An 18,369-nucleotide genomic window follows, 5' to 3' on the forward strand; every position below is an offset into this window, starting at 1 on the left:
AGCCGCTGTAACCGCTGTCTTTGCGTGGCGTTGCCTGTCCCGTGTACCTTGCTCATGCGTAAAGCTTATTTAAAAGGTTCAGCTGGTCATTGATGAATGCCTGTTCGTATCTCCACCCCTCCCCGAGGTAACGCTGGCTAAAATAAAGATAGTATGCTTTGGCCTCCATATCAGTCAGCAATATACTATAGCCATCCCCTTTAAGCCTCGCTGCCAGTTTCGCCTCCAGTTTTCTGAAGACCGACTTCAGCAGGTCTTTTACTAGGCTTTCTGTAATATCAGGGGCAGGATCCTGGTTCACGATCTCCCGGAAAAGGTTGTGCAACGCTTCCGCCTGCCGGATGGTTAGTTTTAGTGTCATATTCAAGTGTGTTAAACAGGTTGATGGTGAGTAAAGGTCAGCGCATGATTTACACCGGCGGCAACGCATCCTTTGCCCCCCCGGTCGGTATCACCCGCTGTACGTGTGTGTAGCAACGAGTCGGTACCGTTTTTCTTGATATAAGTGGATTTAATATTTTTATTTTTGCTCATAATAATGTTCCTTTGCACATACAAATATTAGACTATTGTCTATTATTTGCAAATAAAATTCGACAAAAGTCTAATAATATTATCAGATTATGCCTAACAGGCCCATAGACAGGCTTTTAATTTTTTTAGCCCACAAAAAGATTTCTCCCTCAAAGGCTGAGAGGCAATTATTGTTGGGAAATGGCTATATAAAGAAGTCTCAGCAACGGGACGGCGGCATCGGAAGCGCCATACTGGAAAAGATCTGCAGGACATACTTAGACATTAGTCTAACCTGGCTTATCACGGGCGATGGGGCGATGCTGCTTGATGAAAAGGATGGAAACGCCCCCCTTGATGACAAAGAAAAAACAGGAATTGCGACCAGTACGGTCAGGCGTACCGGTAGCTTCAAGCAGCTTCAGGCCAGCCACCCTCCAATTTCTCCGATCCAGGTTATCAGCGTAGATAACGACGGCAACGAGACCATTTTGTATGTGCCCGTCAGGGCCTCCGCTGGGTATCCCAAGGGATACGCAGACCGGGAGTATATGGAGAAACTTGCATCTTTTAGCTTGCCTTACCTGAACAACGGGACGCACCGGGCATTCGAGGTAGACGGCGACAGTATGTTCCCAACACTCGAAAACAAAGAAATCGTAGTAGGGCGTTTCGTGGAAAAGTTCGAGGATATCGTAGAAGATCATGTGCACATCATCGTAACCAGGGACCGGGGAATACTGATCAAGAGACTACTGAACAGGATCCAGAAATATGGCTTTATCGTCGCCAAATCCGATGCCCTGGACAACCGTAACCTGTACCCTAACCAGGAGATCTACCCTGATGAAGTGGTTGAGATCTGGTTTGCAGTGGGCCATATCAATAATAAGTTCCGGCACCCGACTGATATGTATAAACGCGTGAACAACCTGGAGGCGGATCTTACAGAAATCATGAGGGTATTGAAATCAAAAAACTTGCTGGATAAATAGGCAAGCTCCCGTTTGATGAACTCAATATAGCAGACAATCTACCGACATTCCCGCTTAATTTTAGATACACCTTGTGCGGACAATATAGATAAGACAAAATTACCTCGTTTGTAATAATCATTTTCGAGCCAAAATTGATAAATGAAGGAATGCATTAGCTTGGTCTATATCAAGTTATACCAAACTGGTTAAATTGCTTAATTTGTAAAATGCTATTCGTGCAACTAAAGCAACATTTTTAAACGTTGGCTGGATAAAACATCTTCCTCCTCACCTATGGTTTGCAATCAATTGGAAAAAGATCTTATAGGCGACCGTTAAAGTACAATTGACGAACAAAATTACAGTGGATTGCGAGTGAATTATAGTTGCGAGAGAAAGATAGTTATTCTTATTATTAAGTAAAGACCACGAAGCCCATGCGACTGCGGCAGGTGGCTACATTACACCACGCGCTCCGGGTTCCATTACGCCGCCAGCCTTACCGCCGCACGTGCAGGAGTGTATTCGTTCCTCATACACACCTGCCTTACCGCCCGCTGAATATTGATTAGTCATCGCACCGCAGTTACAAAGATAGCTACGCATGAAAACTGTCAAGGGCAAGTAAACCGACTATCGCCGGCCCTTGACAGTTTCCCTGCTAACAGCTCCAGGTGTTTAAGCGGTGATATGACTGGGTGTGCGCAGATCAAAAGTCGAGGACAATCCGGCTCGCTGCTTCTTTCTTTGCCTTGTCCATTACACGAGTATATCGCTGCGTGGTTTTAAGGTGCCTGTGCCCTAATAGTTTTGATATAGTATAGATATCTGTGCCATGATCGAGTTGTAAGGTTGATAGGTATGCCGAAGGCAACTAAACGTCAGGTGTTTGTTTATGCCCGCTTCCCTTGGCCAGGCTTTGAGCATATTCCGGGTGTAATTATAGTTAACTTTTGGAAAGACAGTTTTTTCAGGACCGCCACGTTCTCCCATTAAATCAAATGCCTGGTTAGAAATGTAAACGTGCTGAGGTTTGTATGTTTTGCGCTGACGGAATTGTAGGTAGTAGTTATCCCGTTCACCGCGAACCTGTTTCCAGGTAAGATATTTAATATCGCAAAACCGAAGACCTGTTAAAATTGCAAGTAATACCACTCTTTTATACAGATCATCATTTAAGGGCGTTTCAAGCAATTTCCGTATTTCATCCATCGTTAAATACTCCACTTCTGCTTCAATTTCTCTTAGTCCGGGCGACAAGGCATGCAGATCATCGTTGATGAGTTTTTCACGCCAGGCTTGTTTTAATGCTGTACGGAATTTATTGAAATAACTCAGTGCGCTGTTATGCCCGATGCCACGCCTTGATTCGCGCAACTTGGGTTCACTTAGTAAGAAACGTTTGAACTGTTCGCAGAGGGAAAGGTCAAGTTCAGAAGGTTAAATCTGCCCTATCGGCAAATAGTTGAAAATACCTAACACTGCTATCTCAGTTATGCCAGTTCAAACCACGTTGCTGATCGGCAAGTTTTCTGAAATAGGCAATAAAACTTTCGTGTTTCCTGAAACTTGGAGACATTCCATGTTTCTGAGCCTGTAATTCGAGCTGGCGGCTCGCGCAGATCGTTGTTGCCAGTTCCATCGTAGTCCTGTTATGATTTCTTTCGCCGGAAGTAGCCGGATGGTCATATACGAAGAGTTTAAGGTTTTCGTAGGCGGTCTGCTTATTTGTTTTTGGGTTTACGATTGGTGGATAGTAGTCCAAAAACAGGCGGTGACGCCCCTTTGTAAGAGCGTGTTTTCCGATTGTTACTTTCATGGTGTTCAAAGTTGGTTACGCATGAAGTAACAGATCAACCGATAAAAGGCTTGAACTGTTTAGGTTATTAGCAAAGTTGAAATTATTACTAACTTTTATTTTTAAAGATTTCGATTTTTTCACGCTCGCTTTTAAGTAACTCTTGGTATAGCTTTTTGTTTTCCTCGAATAACTCAATTAATTTATCAATAGGGTTAAAGGTGCATTGATATTGAACTGAACTCGAAGTATCGTGGTAGGTATTACCGATTATGTTAAAAACTGCTTCCTCTGTGAAACTTTTGATCGCCTCAACAGGCACTTTTAGGATTTCAGCCACCTGCCTTAATATATCATCTTCAATAACTTCTTTCTGTTCCAATAAAGACACCCTTTTCTGACTCCATTCGTCACCAAGCGCAATTGCCAGTGCTTCTTGCTTCAGTCCCATCATTTCACGAAAGCGTTTAACGTTGCGGCCTTGATGTATATTTTTTGATGTGTCAGTCGTGTTCATAAGTTATTATATAGCGTTCGTTCAAAATTAAACAAAATAATAAAAAGCCTTGCTTTATCTAATATAGAAATAATATTGAGTAATTTATCCCTTCAACGGTATTACATAGTACAGGGGGCGATTAGGTTAGAAACCACAATATGTAAAAGTTTGTACCGGCGATGAAAGTCATCGCCAGCTAAATCAAACTATATGTATTTTCGTCATTACGTACCTTGGGAACACTATCCTAAAAATCTGTATTTCGAGGAGATACAGAATCCTTATGCTGCGTTTTCAGAATTCTTTTTTTTCGCAGACCACCCTTGTTTTGAAAAAACACAGTTAACCAAGTTGAAGGAGTCGGCCCTCTCTGATGATTATTATATCGGCGAGAGGGGACCGGGCGAATTAGTTTACAGCGTTCGCCAATGGTTTCGCCTGATCGAAGCGTGCCATGTACTGTGGACTACTCGCAAAATTGATTGTGTTGATGAAGGCCCTGATATCATAACATTTGAGGAGCTACAGGAAGCCAAACAGCAATGGGCTTACTTTCCTAATGATCTATATGAAAAAGAGTTGTTGAATCCGTTTTTTGCTTTAACTAAAGTGTATGAAGAGATAGGCGTGGAACTTTACCGCGATCATCTGCAACAGTGGCTGTATGCAGCTCTACAAGACTACGAACTCAATAATGAAAGCATCATCTTGAAGATGGAGAGCATATACAATAATCTTTGTAAACTGCACTCTGCCGCGTGGCTGCTCAATCAAATTGAAAGTGGTTACCCTTATGAAAGCAAAAAGTATAAATCCAGAGATAATGATACTGTTAGCACTGAAGATCATCCCCCTCCAGCCGAGGACATTCGACTAAAACAGCAAAATCTTGTTAACCTCGAATCAATCAGAATGTCAGAGTCCGCCTCGCCCCGCAGGGATGATTATACGAAACTTGCAGGAGGGATATTTGATCTTGAACAATCATTGTCAGCGATCATTTACCTCGGTGAGGCCAAATCCCCAAATTTCACTTTCCTTCTAATCTTGACAGACAATGAAGATGCGGTGTGGAAAAGAAAACTGGCAGATTCGATTACAAAAGAAACCGAGGTGTATCCGATTATTTACAGTGTCAGAAGTGCAGTTGAAGGTATAAAATCCGATGGCCGTTTCTGGAATTATGTTTTTACCGAGGGAGTTAATATCTATTCTAAAGATGGATTTATACTGCCCCCGTTCCAGATTCAGTCAGCCGAGAAGCAAAAAGAGGCGATGAGAGCGATCTGGACCAAATGGAATAAAATCGGCAGAGCATTTTTGACAGATGCCGAGCGGATTGCCAGAGATTACGATTGCGGGATAGCAACCTACTTTTTAAGCCAGGTCTCAGGGTATGCACTCAAATGTGTGCTGCAATTGGCCATCGGCTTCAGACAGCCGGTTGATGACCTCGAGAAGCTATTGACTTTAACACGGATGTTATCCGATGATTTCGCCAACATTTTTGAATTAGACACAACCATTGGCAAAAAGAATTTTCAACGTTTATGTGACCGCTACACCAAAGTTGCAAATTATGAAAGTTCCCTCAATATATTCGCCGTAAATAACATCATTGATACCGTTCGCCGTTTGACAGTACAGGTCGAAAAGTTTTACAAGAAAGAATTAAAAAGAATTGAATTAACAGAATAACAATTATCCTTTCTGGTTTGCTATGCCACTCAATGGATATCTTCCGTTATTAGACTTGTAAGACTTTTGGAAATTTACAAACGAGTTTGCGGCTCGCCTCGCGGTATCACAGGATTTTTGTTGGATGAACAAATCAAATAAAAACGATTCAATCGGCCTGCTGTTCCAGCAGGCCTTGAATAAAAAGCTCGAATCCGATCTAAGCAAGCACCACAAAAACAATTTACGCTACGCCTTCAACCATTTCATGGAGTTTCTTGGAGCGGAAGGACGTGAAATGTCGATCCGGGAATTGACCACCTCCAGGATCGAAGAGTTCTTACAGCTTTTCGGTTCTTCTGCAACCTATTATATGAACAGGCGGCGGGAGCTGAATATTCTTTTTAACCTCGCTTCAAGAATGATCGACGAGGATTTGATAGCCGCGAAAAGAACTGAATCCAGGCGGGTTAAAGCAACACTCCATCTGGCTTACGAAAAAGAGCAGTTAGAACCTGTATTTACTTTCCTGAAAGCTAACCACACCAATCTTTACCGGTGCTGCCTGATGACTTACGGTTGCTTATTACGCCCGCATGAAGAGATCAGGTTGTTAACCAAGAAACACTTCAGGAAAGACAATACGGAGATTCATCTCGATGGCTCAGAAAACAAAGGCGGCAAGATCCGTGTGGTTTACGTACCGGATTACGTCAGGGATGAACTGGATCCGGTATTGCAGGGGTTAAAAAGGGAGGACAATATCTTCAGTGGTATTAGCGAACCTTTCAACCAAACCTATTTCGGAAAGCAATGGAACCGCGAAAAAAAGAAAATGCTAAGCCACGGCCTGATCTATCCCAAACAAACCCTTTATTCTTTCCGGCATACGGCTGCAATTGACGTGTTTCGCCGAACAAAGGATGTTTATATGGTGCAAAAGATCATGGGACATTCCTCAGTGGTCATCACATTGAAATACCTGCGCAGCCTGGGTGAGTTCGATACCGAAGAATTAAAAGCAGCAGCCCCGGTATTATGATCACATTTACACGTGAAGAGTTGTACCGGCTTGTTTGGGAAACACCCATGACGCTGATCGCGAAGAAATATCTCATATCAGATGTTGGCTTTCGCAAGTTATGTATCCGCATGGACGTTCCTGTTCCCAAGCGGGGACAATGGGCTAAGATCCAGGCAGGGCATAAACTGAAACAGCCCGTGCTGCCCGTAACCGGCAAAATTTATAAACCGGCTGTATTTGAAGAAAGACCCGCCGGAGCACCGGTAAAAAAGGCTTGTCAACTAAAAATTCATACCAGAAAAGTGGCATCCGAAAAGCTGCCTTTCAGGGTGCCTGATCGCCTCGTCAGGCCCGAGCCGGTCACGCTCGCTGCCAGGGAGAGCTTGAAAAGGCTGACTGATCCGAATTTTCCGGGCATGGTAATCACGGCAAAGCGGGAACTGGATATCAAAGTCTCACCTGCTAACGTAGGGCGTGCACTCCGCTTTATGGATACGCTGATCAAATGCGTGAGGGCACGCGGTTATTTTTTTGAACTGCATGACGATGGCAATTATGTTGTGATACGCGATATTAGATTGAAAGTGACATTTCGGGAGCGGACAACCAAGGTGAAGGTATATGATAAATCCTATCGTAATTACGAGTGGCACCCGAACGGGAAAGTTGTTTTCAGAATTGATACGAGGCTAAAATCGGAATGGCAGGATCTCAAAGCTGTTTTGCTGGAAGAGCAATTACCCAAAATACTGGCAAAGCTGGAACTGGCCGCAAAAGAGGAAGAACTTTACCTGGAGAAAGCGCGGATCTGGCAGGCAAACTGGGAACGGGAAAGAAAAGAAAAAGCTGAATTTGAAGCCAGAAAGAAACAGGAAAAAGAAGCTTTTAAAGAATTGATGAGGGATGCCGAACGCTGGAAGCAAGCTCAACTCATCCGGGAATATACATTGGCTATGCCGGATCCCGATCCGCAATGGTTTTCCTGGGCGAATGCCAAAGCAGACTGGCTGGATCCTTATAGCCCGGCTGAGGATGAATGGTTGAAAGATGCAGATAAGAGTGATTTCTGAAGCTTGAGTGTACCATCGTTAAATAAATACTAAATACATTTACAATTATGCATTTATAGATAGCCTCAGACCTTCACCTGGAATTCCCGGAAAACCGGAATTATATGGCTTTAAACCCTTTGCAGATAAATGGAGATATCCTTTTATTGGCGGGAGATATAATACCATTGAAGGAAATTGACCGTCATGGTGATTTCTTTAGTTTACTTGCCGATAGTTATGATCATACGTATTGGGTTCCTGGTAATCACGAATTTTACCATTTCGATATAGCCAACAGGTCAGGTGTTTTTCGTGAGTCGATCCGATCCAACGTGACGCTGCTTAACAATTCTACTATTGAATTGAACCGCGTCAAGATCCATTTTACTACACTATGGTCGAAAATATCGAAATATAAAGCCCGTTATATCGAACGGGGGATGATGGATTTCAGGGTGATCAAAGATGAAGGTCGGTGGTTCTCGGTAGAAAAATACAACCAGATGCATTCTGATTCCCTTGCATTTCTCGAAAATGCATTAAAGGCTGGAGCGGATAACCGCAATGAGGATATCAGGAACATCGTTGTGTCGCATCACGTGCCTACATTTCAGCATTATCCCAAACAATATTTAGACAGCGTTTTAAATGAAGCTTTTGCCACCGACTTAGATGCTTTTATTGAGGACAGCGGCGTTGATTACTGGATATACGGCCATCATCACGATGCTACCCCTGAATTTAATATCGGGAAAACTAAGCTGCTGACCAATCAACTCGGATATGTACACCAGGACGAGCATAGCAATTTTGATTGCGGCAAGACTATAACAATTGATGCACAGATAGCATAAAGGATTCACTGGCATGGAAATCCATGCCAGTGTTCCTAAGTATATAAAGGTGAATTGAATGCCTGTTTTTTAAAAGCTATCAGTATCCGGCATATAACCTATTCTTTTTCTGTCCATCGGCTGTGATTTTTTTTCGATCAGTTCATCGAGATAGCCGAATAGCAAGTCAATATTTTTATCCTGGCTTTCAAGTTTTGTTCTGATACGCTCTATTTCCAGCTTCAACTCTGTGTTATCTATAAGTATTTGGCGTAAGCGAATAAAAATTCGCATAATCCTGATGTTTACCTGAATTGCAGCTGCGCTGTTTAAAACACTTGAAAGCATGCTGATACCTAATTCCGTGAAAACCATCGGAGCATATTTAATATTATAACCTTGTTTCATGGTGCCATTTTGGCTCCTTGAAATTAAACTATACTCATCTGGTGTAAGTTCAAACATAAAATCTTCGCCTGGAAACCTTTCTATATTCCTTCTGACCTGTCTCTTTAATTGTTTAGTTTCTACCTGGTAGAGCGTTGCCAGATCGCTGTCCAGCATTACTTTTTGGCCTCTTATGTAGTAAATCTGTTTTACTACGATCTCCTCGGGTATTAAGTCATTATTTGCCATTGTCGTCTTCATCTTTAAAATATTAGAACCTTCTTATAAGTTAAGAAACACGGGATAGCAGACTATCCCGTATTCGATTATGTATCAACTTGCAGCTAACTTTTGCTTCAGCAGACTCATATCCTCACTGATCTTATGATCCATCACCTTGGCATAGATCTGCGTCGTTTTGATATTGGTATGCCCCATCATTTTAGCAACGCTTTCTATCGGCACCCCATTATTCAGCGTGATGGTGGTGGCAAATGTGTGCCTGGCAATATGGAAAGTAAGTACTTTAGTGATCCCAGACAAATCGGCGATTTCTTTAAGATAGGCGTTCATCTTCTGATTGCTTAATACCGGCAATACCCTGTCATCGCATTGACATTGCGGGTTTTCCTGGTATCGTTCCATAATTTCGAGCGCAGCAGGGAGCAAGGGAATCCGGGATAATGTATCGGTTTTTTTCCGGTTCGTATATATCCAGTTTTCACCATCGATTCCCCTTAGTACTTCAGAACGTTTAAGCTTACTCACATCAACGTAAGCAAGACCGGTATAACAACTAAACAGAAAAATATCCTTAACCAGTTTCAGCCGCTCTACTGGCATTTCTCTCTCCAAAATGGCTTTGAGTTCGTCTTTCGTTAGTGCTACCCGGTTAACCTTTGAAGTTTTAGGTTTATAGTTGAGATAAGGGTCGACGGTTAACCATCCGTTACCAAGACATATTCTAACAATCTTTCCAAAGTTTTTAATGTATTTGATAGCTGAGTTGTTACCGCATCTGCGAATACTTCTTAGATAGTATTCGAAATCATTTAAAAAAGAAAAGCTAATCTTGGTAACAGGCAGGTCCGATACGTTGAACTGCCATTGCATAAAATCTTTGATGTGCATCAAGCAAGTTTCATAGCGCTGCAAAGTGCTTTTCTCAAATTCCTGCCCTACCAGGTTTTTCATTTTTTGGTTATGATCTGCGAAGACAGTTGTAACTGTTCTTACGTTATCTGTCTTTCCGATAAACTTGTTTCTTAAGGTTTCGGCAGTGATCAGTTCATCATGCAGGGTCATGATCCGGTGGCAATCAAATGCTTTAGATTGTAATCCATCGAGATAATTGTTTAAAGCACGGACATCTTCTTTCATTCCGGTAAGTCTTCCGGCTTTGTTGTTCCAGCGGGAGGGCTCACAGGTTCTTCCGCTGGCGGTTTCTGATCGTTTACCATCAACAGTGAACCGGAGGTAAACGGGCATGGGGCCTGATTGGTAGTGCTTTGGCTTTTTTAAATAGAAAAGCAGACTGACGTTTGTTCTCATAATAATGAGGATTAATAGTGAATCAAAATTAATTTTCTCATCACTTGAGCGCAAGATGTTCATTTACCGAACATGCTACATATCAAACAGTTGCAATAGAATTGGTGAGTCATTGAGCTACTTTAATTGACTCACCGAATTACTCACCTGAATTATGATTCCAGATGAACAATTTGGTGTGTCCCGAAAACAAAAAACCCGTCAAATGATATCATTTGACGGGTTTTGCTCAATTTTAATATTGATTTAGCGGAATGGACGGGACTCGAACCCGCGACCCCATGCGTGACAGGCATGTATTCTAACCAGCTGAACTACCACTCCCCCCGTTTGGGGTTGCAAATATACAAACCTTTTTGATCTACACAAATTGTAGAACTTAAAATAAAAAAAGCTTAAAACACAAAAAAGCCTTACTTTTCAGTAAGGCTTTTAGCGGAATGGACGGGACTCGAACCCGCGACCCCATGCGTGACAGGCATGTATTCTAACCAGCTGAACTACCACTCCTCCGTTTGGGTGTGCAAATATACAAACCATTTTATTCTACACAAATTGTTTTTTCAAAAAAGTTCATTATTTTGAAAATTAAGCACTTTTTTGTGCGGTGTGCCTTTTTTGGTGGCTGTAAATTACTGATATTCAACATTAAATCAGGAATCACAAAATATAAATCCTGTAGAAATTTAATAGTAGTTAATTCACTTCAAAGCTAAAATATTGGCTTGCGATGTCACCTTGTAACGTAACCCCTTGTACAATTCCTATATATTTCCCTGTTTGATCAGACGTATAAAACGACAACTGATTTTTACCAGCGGCTGAAGTATTGATATCCGGCCCCCAATAAAGCAGGTTTCTGAAATCGGGTAACCTGTTTTTTACTGACTGTTCAGTGTCATATACCGGAGAATAAAACTCACGTTGTAATTGCAGACCTTCATAATCGAGCACTACTGCCTTTGGGTCTATTTCAACACCGCCAAGATCGCCCTTATAAGTTGTAAAGCTTAAGATTCCTTCGTAAACAGATGGTCCCCAATAATACCGGTACGGAACATCTTCCAGCTTACGAACTTTCAACGGGTCAATACCCATAACCTTATCTATGTTAAAAACAGGTACGTCATCAAGCATCACTAAGGGGTCGCCATCTAAAAATCCATTACCATTCAATACTTTGATGTGATACCGTTTTTGCGATCTGTTAACCCAAACCTCCTTTACATACTCTCTCAATACCTCTTCCATTGTAGTAAAGCGGGTATAGTTATCCAAAAGGTAGGTTTTATAGGGGGTTGTATAAAAACCCGAACTATCAACCTGCGGCTCATAAAAGTGCTTGATCTTATTGCCTAAATAAATATTTTGAACCTGCGTGCCCAGGCTTCGTTCTTCAATGGCACTTTGCATGCCCCGGGTTAGGTTAAATTTTAATATTGGGGATTTTGCGAATTGTTCAGAAAAAGGGCTTAAAATATCAATATGATAGGTGGTATCCCGTTCTGAATTGGTTTGAACTACTATTTCGCCGGGACCATAAAGTTGTCTTGTATTAAAAATCAACCTGCCTGTCGAATCGCTTTTTGCGGCATACAGCTGTACCCGTTTTCCCGGGACACTTAAATAAGCTACTACATCTTTGGCAATACCACCGGTTTGCGTATTGGTTATTTTACCGGTAATCAGGTGCCCGTCATACTCTGGCAAAAAACTAAATGCCGCCTGTTTATTACCAAATACATTATCCCATTGAAACCTTCGCCACCCTTGTGTTAGCATGAGGTTATCAAGGGCTGTGTCGGCTTCAGCATCGGAATTTTTGAAATAGTAGCCTGGCGATTCAATATTTCCACGTAAATCTGACTTGAGCCACAGATAGCTGAATATTTCGCCGGCATCAATATTTTGTAATGAGTCAATCTTATAAACCGACATTGACAGGTTAGCAGGTTTTACGCGCCCCGAAAAATCTTTGGCAGCGATGTCCACACTTACCTTTTTACGGCGGGTATATGAAGGCTGATCAGCAGAGGCCTCGATAATGAGGTTTTGTTTGGGACGTTTAAAATAAAGCCTTTCGCACACGGGTTGTCTGGCGCTATTGAAAATTGTTAAGTGCGACACTCCTTCGCCCAATTTAGCTTTATCAAGCGTAAAAATGGCACTGCCGTTGTTAAAAGGTGCTGTCATGCCGGCTTTAACCGATTGGCCTGTATGAGCAAACAGATATAATTCGCCAGCTTCAGCGCCGGCGCCTTTTACTGTGATCTCCACCCGTGTGCTACCTGCATCTTTTACAGCCATTACATAACCCCGACTTTCAACGGCAGGTAACTCTTTGGTAACAGCCGGGGTATTGCCCGATTTAATAACAGCCGTATAAACATTCCCGGCTATCGGGGTGAATAAAAAGCTGCCAATACCAAATTTCAATGGCCGGAAGCGCGCTACCGTATCGTGCTTCTGATCAACAATAAAACCTCTGCATTCACTTAAGCCTGTACCGTCTGATGCCGTAACCTTAAAAGCAACTTTACTGTTAATACCCGCGACCAAATCTCCCCCTTCCGGGAAAAACTGAACATCGTAGCCCGGTGCCTGTACTTTAGTTATGGCTTCGGGAGATTTTAGAGGATTAATAATGGTAATATTCTTTTCGAAATAATAATCAGGAGTAAAATTTTTCATCCAGTTGGTATAGGCCCTTAACTTATAATTACCATTGCTTGCCGATACTGGTATATAAACAGAGCCACTCCCGAGGCCGTTTTTCATTTCTATTTTAGTTTGGATTATGGCATTTTGCTTGTTGTCCAATACATCAACATATACAACTTTGCTAAGACCAAGCGGCTTATGATAAGTAGCGTCAACGTTATACGCTTTAAACCATAAAATTTCGCCGGTCATATAGGCGCTTTTGTCAGTATGTACAAAAATCTTTTCCTGTACAGTAGCCTGATAGTATTTGTTAAAGCTGTCGGAGATTTGGCTTATAGTTTGCGCCATCCCGTTCACTGACAACAGTAACATGCCGGAAATCATCGGAACCACAGCAAGTTTTTTAATTTCATTCATAGCCAAACCTTATTGATTTATTTTCATGGCATCATTCATAAACTTTTTTATCTCTCTTTCCAAAATGAGGGAGTTTGTACTCGTCCCCTGATCCTGCAATCGGTACATTCAATTGATGAATAAGTATAACCTATTACGTTCATTTTCTCGGTTATATCAAGCACAGGTATTGCATTACCATTAATTATGATGCCCAGTACATCATTTTGTTTGGTTTTGGGATTAAAAAAGAGTGCAGTATCAAGGGGACCGCAATCATATGGATATGTAGGCGCCCAATCGCGAGGGAGATCGGCATTGTCAATAAATACTCTTTTCGATTGAATGTTGGTTACACTTATATAGCCAATAACAGGCTCAGCCGGATCTTTAAGATTGTGGATATTCCCTGTTAACTGCGATGGCTGCGCATCAAATATACTTCCTAATTGCTCCGTGTTTTTCTTCATATTTTCCCAAAACTGATAAGCTTCTTTGGTTAACGCATACTGTTTCAGAAAAATGGAATAACGCATTTCAATCTTTTCAGATGTTGAGGCTATGGTTGTTACCGGTTGCTGGTATATTACATCTTGTGACAGCTTAGCTGATGATCCTATAACTATGGTACTGGATTTGGCCCCCGCAAAGCAGTAATAATTATACTCACTGGGTGGCCGAAAAACAACTGCTTTAGCCACAGGATCAACCATATAGGCCGATTGATATTTAGCATGAAAGCGCCACGTTTCTTCATAACTCCACCTATAATATCGGGAGCTATTGGAAGCATCGTGCGTATTTGCATAAACCTGCATGTTGCCATTTTTAATATTAAACCCTATGCTATCAATTGGCTGTGTCTTTTTTACCTCAACATAGTCAGACGCATACTCTTTATTATCGTTAGTGATAATATGCACACGGTACTTTTTTGACACATCCAGGTTAAGCGCCGGTATAACATAAGTCCCATTTCCCCGGGGTGTAAGTGAATATGCTGTTCCCCCCTCGGCTTCAACAGATACCGCGCAATTATCAACTCCGCTTGTGCTTACATTGCCTGAGATGTTAACCGTTCTGCTTAATTTTATTATGGTTGAATCGCTGCCATTGTTTATTACCCCTTCAACAACCAGGTAATGATTGGGAGAGTCAACAATTTTAGGGTTATAAGGCTTTTTACAGGCATTGTATATGCCCCCCAGCAATAATAAAATTAATATATATCGTTTTCCTTTCATCGCTTTCAATTAAAACCTGATATTGTAATTAATAAATGGAATAGGCTTGGCAAATATGGACAGCTTATACCCGTTAATGACCCCTCCCTGCTCTGTAAAGAATGTCGAATACGCGTTTTGCCTGCCGGTTAAGTTATACACCCCTATTGTAAATGAGTTATGGGTTAATTGGTGCACTTTATGGTTGCCCTCTATGTTCATTGAAAAATCCGACCTGAAATAATCCGGGATGCGGTATTGGTTCCTGTCCGAATAAAATACCCGCTCGGAACCACCATACTCATACTTGGCAATAGGCAGGGTAATAGGCCTGCCCGTGCTGTAAGTAAGATTTAAAGAAACACTGAACCTATGTGAAAACCTGTAGTTACCAATAAAATTAAAAGCATGTGGCTTATCAAAATTTGCAGGATAATAAGCCCCCCCATTAATCAAATCGCCGGCATTAGGATCATTTTGTCTTAAAAACGTGCGCGAATAAGTATAGCTGATCCACCCATTGGCTTTCCCGGTGGCTTTTTTTACTAAAAACTCAATTCCATATGCTTTGCCTTTTGTACCTACCACATCCGTTTCAATATGATGGTTTAATACGAGGTTAGCGCCGCTCTTATAGTCGAGATAATCCCTTAATCGTTTGTAGTAAACCTCGACCGACGTTTCAATGGTGTTTGATTTTAAATTATGATAAAGGCCTAATGATACCTGGTCACCATATTGAGGTTTGATATTGGGATCACTCAGTTGCCAAACATCAGTGGGGGATATGGCAGTTGTGTTTGATAACAGGTGAATATACTGCCTGAGTGTGTTATAGCCGCCCTTGATCGATAGGTTATCGCCCAGTTGATATCTGGCCGAAAGCCTGATTTCGGGCCCCGAATAAGTTTTAATAAACTTACCACTTGCGTAATAGGTACTATCCAACAGGTTGGCGCTTGTTTTGGGCAGGTTAGGCGCATAGTTATACACTGTTTGCGGCCCCAGGAAATTGTAGATCGAATACCTTACACCACCGCTTATCGACAGATCGTCGGTCACGTCAAACTTATCGCCCAGATATAAGGCGCTTTCCAGGGCCTGTTGTGTGGAAACGACATCAGGAGCTACCAATGATTGGGCGCCAAGAGGCTGAAAGCTGCCCGGATGGAGCTTATAATAAATGGAACTTAACCCAAAATCGACAGTATTTTTGCGGTTAAGGTAATAGGTAAAATCCGTTTTAAAATTACTTTGGTTAATATCAAAATTCAGCTTATAAGCATTTACCGGGTTATCGGCGCTTGAAACATCATATTGGTACTTGTCTATCCCGGCCGTAATAACACTGAATAGTTTATTATTAAAATTATGCTTCCATTTTAGGTTGATATTCCTGTTGCTGTAACTATAAGCAGTATCGCTATTAAGCCTGAATTTATCTCTGCTTATATAACTGGTTAGATACAGGTTGTTTTTATCATCAATCTGGTGGCTTATATCCAGGTTAAGATCATAAAATGAAGCCGAACTGTGCTTGTAGGCATCGGGCAGGAGTTTAAGGAGCCAGTCGGAGTACGTGGTACGGCCTCCGAATGAAAACGAGGTTTTATCCTTGATGATAGGCCCTTCAACATTAAGCCTGCTGGTGATTAAACCAATGCCTGCCGAACCTGTAAATTTCTTTTTATTACCCTCACGATTGGTAACATCCAACACCGATGATAAACGCCCGCCGAACCTTTCGGGGATACTGCTTTTATATAGTTCGATATCTTTAACTATGTCGGGGTTAAATGATGAAAAGAAGCCGAAAAAATGCGAGGGGTTATAAATGGTGGCGTCATTCATCAGGATCAGGTTCTGATCGGCCGAGCCCCCGCGTACATTAAAACCCGTGGTAGCCTCGCCTACTGATTGAACGCCGGGCAGGGTAAGCACTACCCTTAATATATCGGCTTCGCCAAATACCGTAGGTACTTGTTTAATGCTTTTAATATCAAGCCTGTTCACCCCTAGTTGAACATTACGCACATTAGCCACTTTCTCGGCAGAGATCTTTACCTCTTTAAGGCTGGTTACCTGCTCTTGCATTTCAATAATGATCTTACCGTCCGAATAAAGGATGATCTGCCTGCGGGTATCGCGCATGCCAACGCCCCTAACGCTTAAAACCTGCCTGCCTTTGGGTAATTTGATAGTGAAATAGCCAAACTGGTCGGTAGCTACACCCGTTTTGGTATTGGTTACATATATGCTGGCACCTGTTACAGATTCGCCCGATTTTGCTTCCTTTACATATCCCGAAAGCGTTGCCGTACCCGCCTCAATAGTGTTGGTTTTGATCCCTATTTCGTATAGCTTATTTTCGGTTGTTGCTTCGGGTATCTTTTTATCTTTATCAAGATCAGCATTAGCCGGGGATACACTTATATTTGCTGCAGTTGCATTGGCAGTTGTAATGCCAAAATAACCTACCGCCAGTCCGGTTTGTATTTCGCGCCCTTTAGTTAAAAACACCTGCTGGTGTTTGGTTATGGCGAAACTAAAACCGGTGTTTTTAAAAGCCTGGCTCAATATGGTTTCAATAGGTTTATTGGTTGCCTGCAGAGTTATTTTCAAACTGTCAAACTGCATGGCGTCGTAAAAAAAATGAAAGCCTGATTTTGCTTCCAGCTCTGTTACAAACTGCTCAATCGTAGCTTGTTGAAAGTTTACGCTGATTGATTTTACCGGACCCTGCTGGGCCTGGCACAGTTTAATTAAAATCAAAAAACAGAAACTTAGAAAGTAAATTTTTTTCATCCGGTTATTTTATTTTCCTGCCGTATACATTAATGCTATATTATTTTTTGCCCTGTTATTAAATAATAAGGCACGCCGCATTAATTAGTTAAATGATCATAATAAGTAGTTACATCCACTATAGCCTGTTCCTGATTTTCGCGAAAGTCGATATGATTGGCTTTTATATATTGCCGCAACTCCTTCTTTTTATCCTTAAAAATATCTAACAGTCCGCTCTTTCCGCTAAAGCTGAAATAGTTATCCCCTTTTTTAACATAATAATCTTTGGTTTCGCTAAAAAAAGATTCGATGGTGTTGTTTCCCGTGCTGGTTTGGATACTCTTGGCCCTTTTTACAATGATCCCGATCTTTTTTCCCTGGTATAATTGATCATAGAAACCGGTAGCAAGGCGGGCCTGGCCTGTTGAGTCGGTAGTAATGCGTATAAAATGATGGTTAAGCAGCCAGAACTCCGGCACACGCTCGCTTAGTAATGAAATTTTTGTAAAGTGGTTATAAAGCAGTATAACCACCAAATCTTTATTCAGATCATATAACATCGGGACGTCGCGATAAACCGCTGCCCCGTATTTTACATCTCCAGCCGTAAATGACTTATTGTCAAAAACATATGCGTTACCTTTTATTATGGGATCATAAAACTCATATTCGGGCCCGTTATATAAGTGTGATTGTTGCCCTATAGCAGTGTGATAATTAGCAATTACGAGGCCTAAACCCGTGCTATCGGGACCCGTTTGTGCAGAAACATGACCGTTTGCCATTATGCCCCAGGTGATAACTAGGGCCAGGAGTGATTTTTTTACCATTTAGGTTTTTATAAAAACGGAATTTACATGACTTTCACTTAATTACCAAATCACTCTCCCTTAATACGCTACAGCAAGTGTATTAATCGTGTTACATAAAAAAGCGACTGGGCGACTACAACGTACTATTACGAATGAGCTAAAACAGATGCAACAAC

At 41.7% G+C, this 18,369-nt stretch carries 16 protein-coding genes, 2 tRNA genes and 1 pseudogene; 5 read left to right on the forward strand and 14 right to left on the reverse strand.

What is annotated here, in order from left to right; all coding sequences use genetic code 11:
- Positions 1-52: 52 nt before the first annotated feature.
- Both IEX80_RS16910 and IEX80_RS16915 read right to left on the reverse strand, forming a co-directional pair.
- A complete protein-coding gene (locus IEX80_RS16910) occupies positions 53-361 on the reverse strand; it encodes a hypothetical protein (RefSeq protein WP_188833562.1) in 309 nt (102 codons plus the stop codon).
- 11 nt (positions 362-372) lie between these two features.
- Positions 373-534, reverse strand: a complete 162-nt coding sequence (locus tag IEX80_RS16915) for a hypothetical protein (RefSeq protein WP_188833563.1) — start codon at positions 532-534, stop codon at positions 373-375.
- 89 nt (positions 535-623) lie between these two features.
- Here IEX80_RS16915 and IEX80_RS16920 point away from each other — a divergent pair, with 89 nt between their 5' ends.
- Positions 624-1,508: a S24 family peptidase gene (locus IEX80_RS16920; protein WP_188833564.1), complete on the forward strand. Its 885-nt coding sequence runs from the start codon at positions 624-626 to the stop codon at positions 1,506-1,508.
- 783 nt (positions 1,509-2,291) lie between these two features.
- Here IEX80_RS16920 and IEX80_RS16925 read toward each other — a convergent pair.
- From IEX80_RS16925 to IEX80_RS16935, 4 genes and pseudogenes are all read right to left on the reverse strand, one after another.
- Positions 2,292-2,702, reverse strand: a complete 411-nt coding sequence (locus IEX80_RS16925; protein ID WP_262892455.1) for a tyrosine-type recombinase/integrase — start codon at positions 2,700-2,702, stop codon at positions 2,292-2,294.
- A 66-nt stretch (positions 2,703-2,768) separates the two neighbouring features.
- Positions 2,769-2,915 (reverse strand): annotated as a pseudogene (locus IEX80_RS27925) (phage integrase SAM-like domain-containing protein); the annotation flags it as partial.
- Positions 2,916-2,979: 64 nt separating this feature from the next.
- Positions 2,980-3,309: a hypothetical protein gene (locus tag IEX80_RS16930; protein ID WP_188833566.1), complete on the reverse strand. Its 330-nt coding sequence runs from the start codon at positions 3,307-3,309 to the stop codon at positions 2,980-2,982.
- A gap of 88 nt (positions 3,310-3,397) precedes the next feature.
- A complete protein-coding gene (locus tag IEX80_RS16935) occupies positions 3,398-3,805 on the reverse strand; it encodes a helix-turn-helix transcriptional regulator (RefSeq protein WP_188833567.1) in 408 nt (135 codons plus the stop codon).
- 192 nt (positions 3,806-3,997) lie between these two features.
- Here IEX80_RS16935 and IEX80_RS16940 point away from each other — a divergent pair, with 192 nt between their 5' ends.
- The 4 genes from IEX80_RS16940 to IEX80_RS16955 all read left to right on the forward strand — a co-directional run bounded on the left by IEX80_RS16940 (position 3,998) and on the right by IEX80_RS16955 (position 8,394).
- Positions 3,998-5,485 carry a hypothetical protein gene (locus tag IEX80_RS16940; protein ID WP_188833568.1) on the forward strand — a complete coding sequence of 496 codons (1,488 nt, stop codon included), beginning with the start codon at positions 3,998-4,000 and terminating at the stop codon, positions 5,483-5,485.
- 124 nt (positions 5,486-5,609) lie between these two features.
- Positions 5,610-6,506, forward strand: coding sequence for a tyrosine-type recombinase/integrase (locus tag IEX80_RS16945; protein WP_188833569.1), 897 nt, complete (start codon positions 5,610-5,612; stop codon positions 6,504-6,506).
- Positions 6,503-7,558 carry a hypothetical protein gene (locus IEX80_RS16950; RefSeq protein ID WP_188833570.1) on the forward strand — a complete coding sequence of 352 codons (1,056 nt, stop codon included), beginning with the start codon at positions 6,503-6,505 and terminating at the stop codon, positions 7,556-7,558. Before IEX80_RS16945 ends, IEX80_RS16950 begins: the two co-directional genes overlap by 4 nt.
- A gap of 59 nt (positions 7,559-7,617) precedes the next feature.
- Positions 7,618-8,394 carry a metallophosphoesterase gene (locus IEX80_RS16955; protein WP_308421704.1) on the forward strand — a complete coding sequence of 259 codons (777 nt, stop codon included), beginning with the start codon at positions 7,618-7,620 and terminating at the stop codon, positions 8,392-8,394.
- A gap of 69 nt (positions 8,395-8,463) precedes the next feature.
- On the opposite strand, the gene IEX80_RS16960 is transcribed toward IEX80_RS16955, so the two are convergent.
- The 8 genes from IEX80_RS16960 to IEX80_RS16995 form a co-directional block, all read right to left on the reverse strand.
- Positions 8,464-9,021 (reverse strand): ORF6N domain-containing protein, encoded by a 558-nt coding sequence (locus IEX80_RS16960; RefSeq protein ID WP_229701664.1) that lies wholly within the window; start codon positions 9,019-9,021, stop codon positions 8,464-8,466.
- Positions 9,022-9,093: 72 nt separating this feature from the next.
- Positions 9,094-10,311, reverse strand: coding sequence for a site-specific integrase (locus IEX80_RS16965; RefSeq protein WP_188833571.1), 1,218 nt, complete (start codon positions 10,309-10,311; stop codon positions 9,094-9,096).
- A gap of 250 nt (positions 10,312-10,561) precedes the next feature.
- Positions 10,562-10,635, reverse strand: a tRNA-Asp gene (locus tag IEX80_RS16970).
- Positions 10,636-10,747: 112 nt separating this feature from the next.
- Positions 10,748-10,821, reverse strand: a tRNA-Asp gene (locus IEX80_RS16975).
- 186 nt (positions 10,822-11,007) lie between these two features.
- Entirely contained in the window at positions 11,008-13,392 is a 2,385-nt protein-coding gene (locus tag IEX80_RS16980) for a hypothetical protein (RefSeq protein WP_188833572.1), read from the reverse strand.
- A 47-nt stretch (positions 13,393-13,439) separates the two neighbouring features.
- Entirely contained in the window at positions 13,440-14,615 is a 1,176-nt protein-coding gene (locus IEX80_RS16985) for a DUF4249 domain-containing protein (RefSeq protein ID WP_188833573.1), read from the reverse strand.
- A gap of 9 nt (positions 14,616-14,624) precedes the next feature.
- The gene (locus IEX80_RS16990; RefSeq protein WP_229701665.1) at positions 14,625-17,366 is read right to left on the reverse strand and encodes a TonB-dependent receptor; all 2,742 of its coding nucleotides are present in this window, start codon (positions 17,364-17,366) and stop codon (positions 14,625-14,627) included.
- Between the two features lie 113 nt (positions 17,367-17,479).
- Positions 17,480-18,211 carry a hypothetical protein gene (locus IEX80_RS16995; RefSeq protein ID WP_176625721.1) on the reverse strand — a complete coding sequence of 244 codons (732 nt, stop codon included), beginning with the start codon at positions 18,209-18,211 and terminating at the stop codon, positions 17,480-17,482.
- Between the last annotated feature and the right edge of the window lie 158 nt (positions 18,212-18,369).

Origin of the sequence: Mucilaginibacter rubeus, from assembly GCF_014643835.1 — a bacterium.
Lineage (GTDB): Bacteria > Bacteroidota > Bacteroidia > Sphingobacteriales > Sphingobacteriaceae > Mucilaginibacter > Mucilaginibacter rubeus.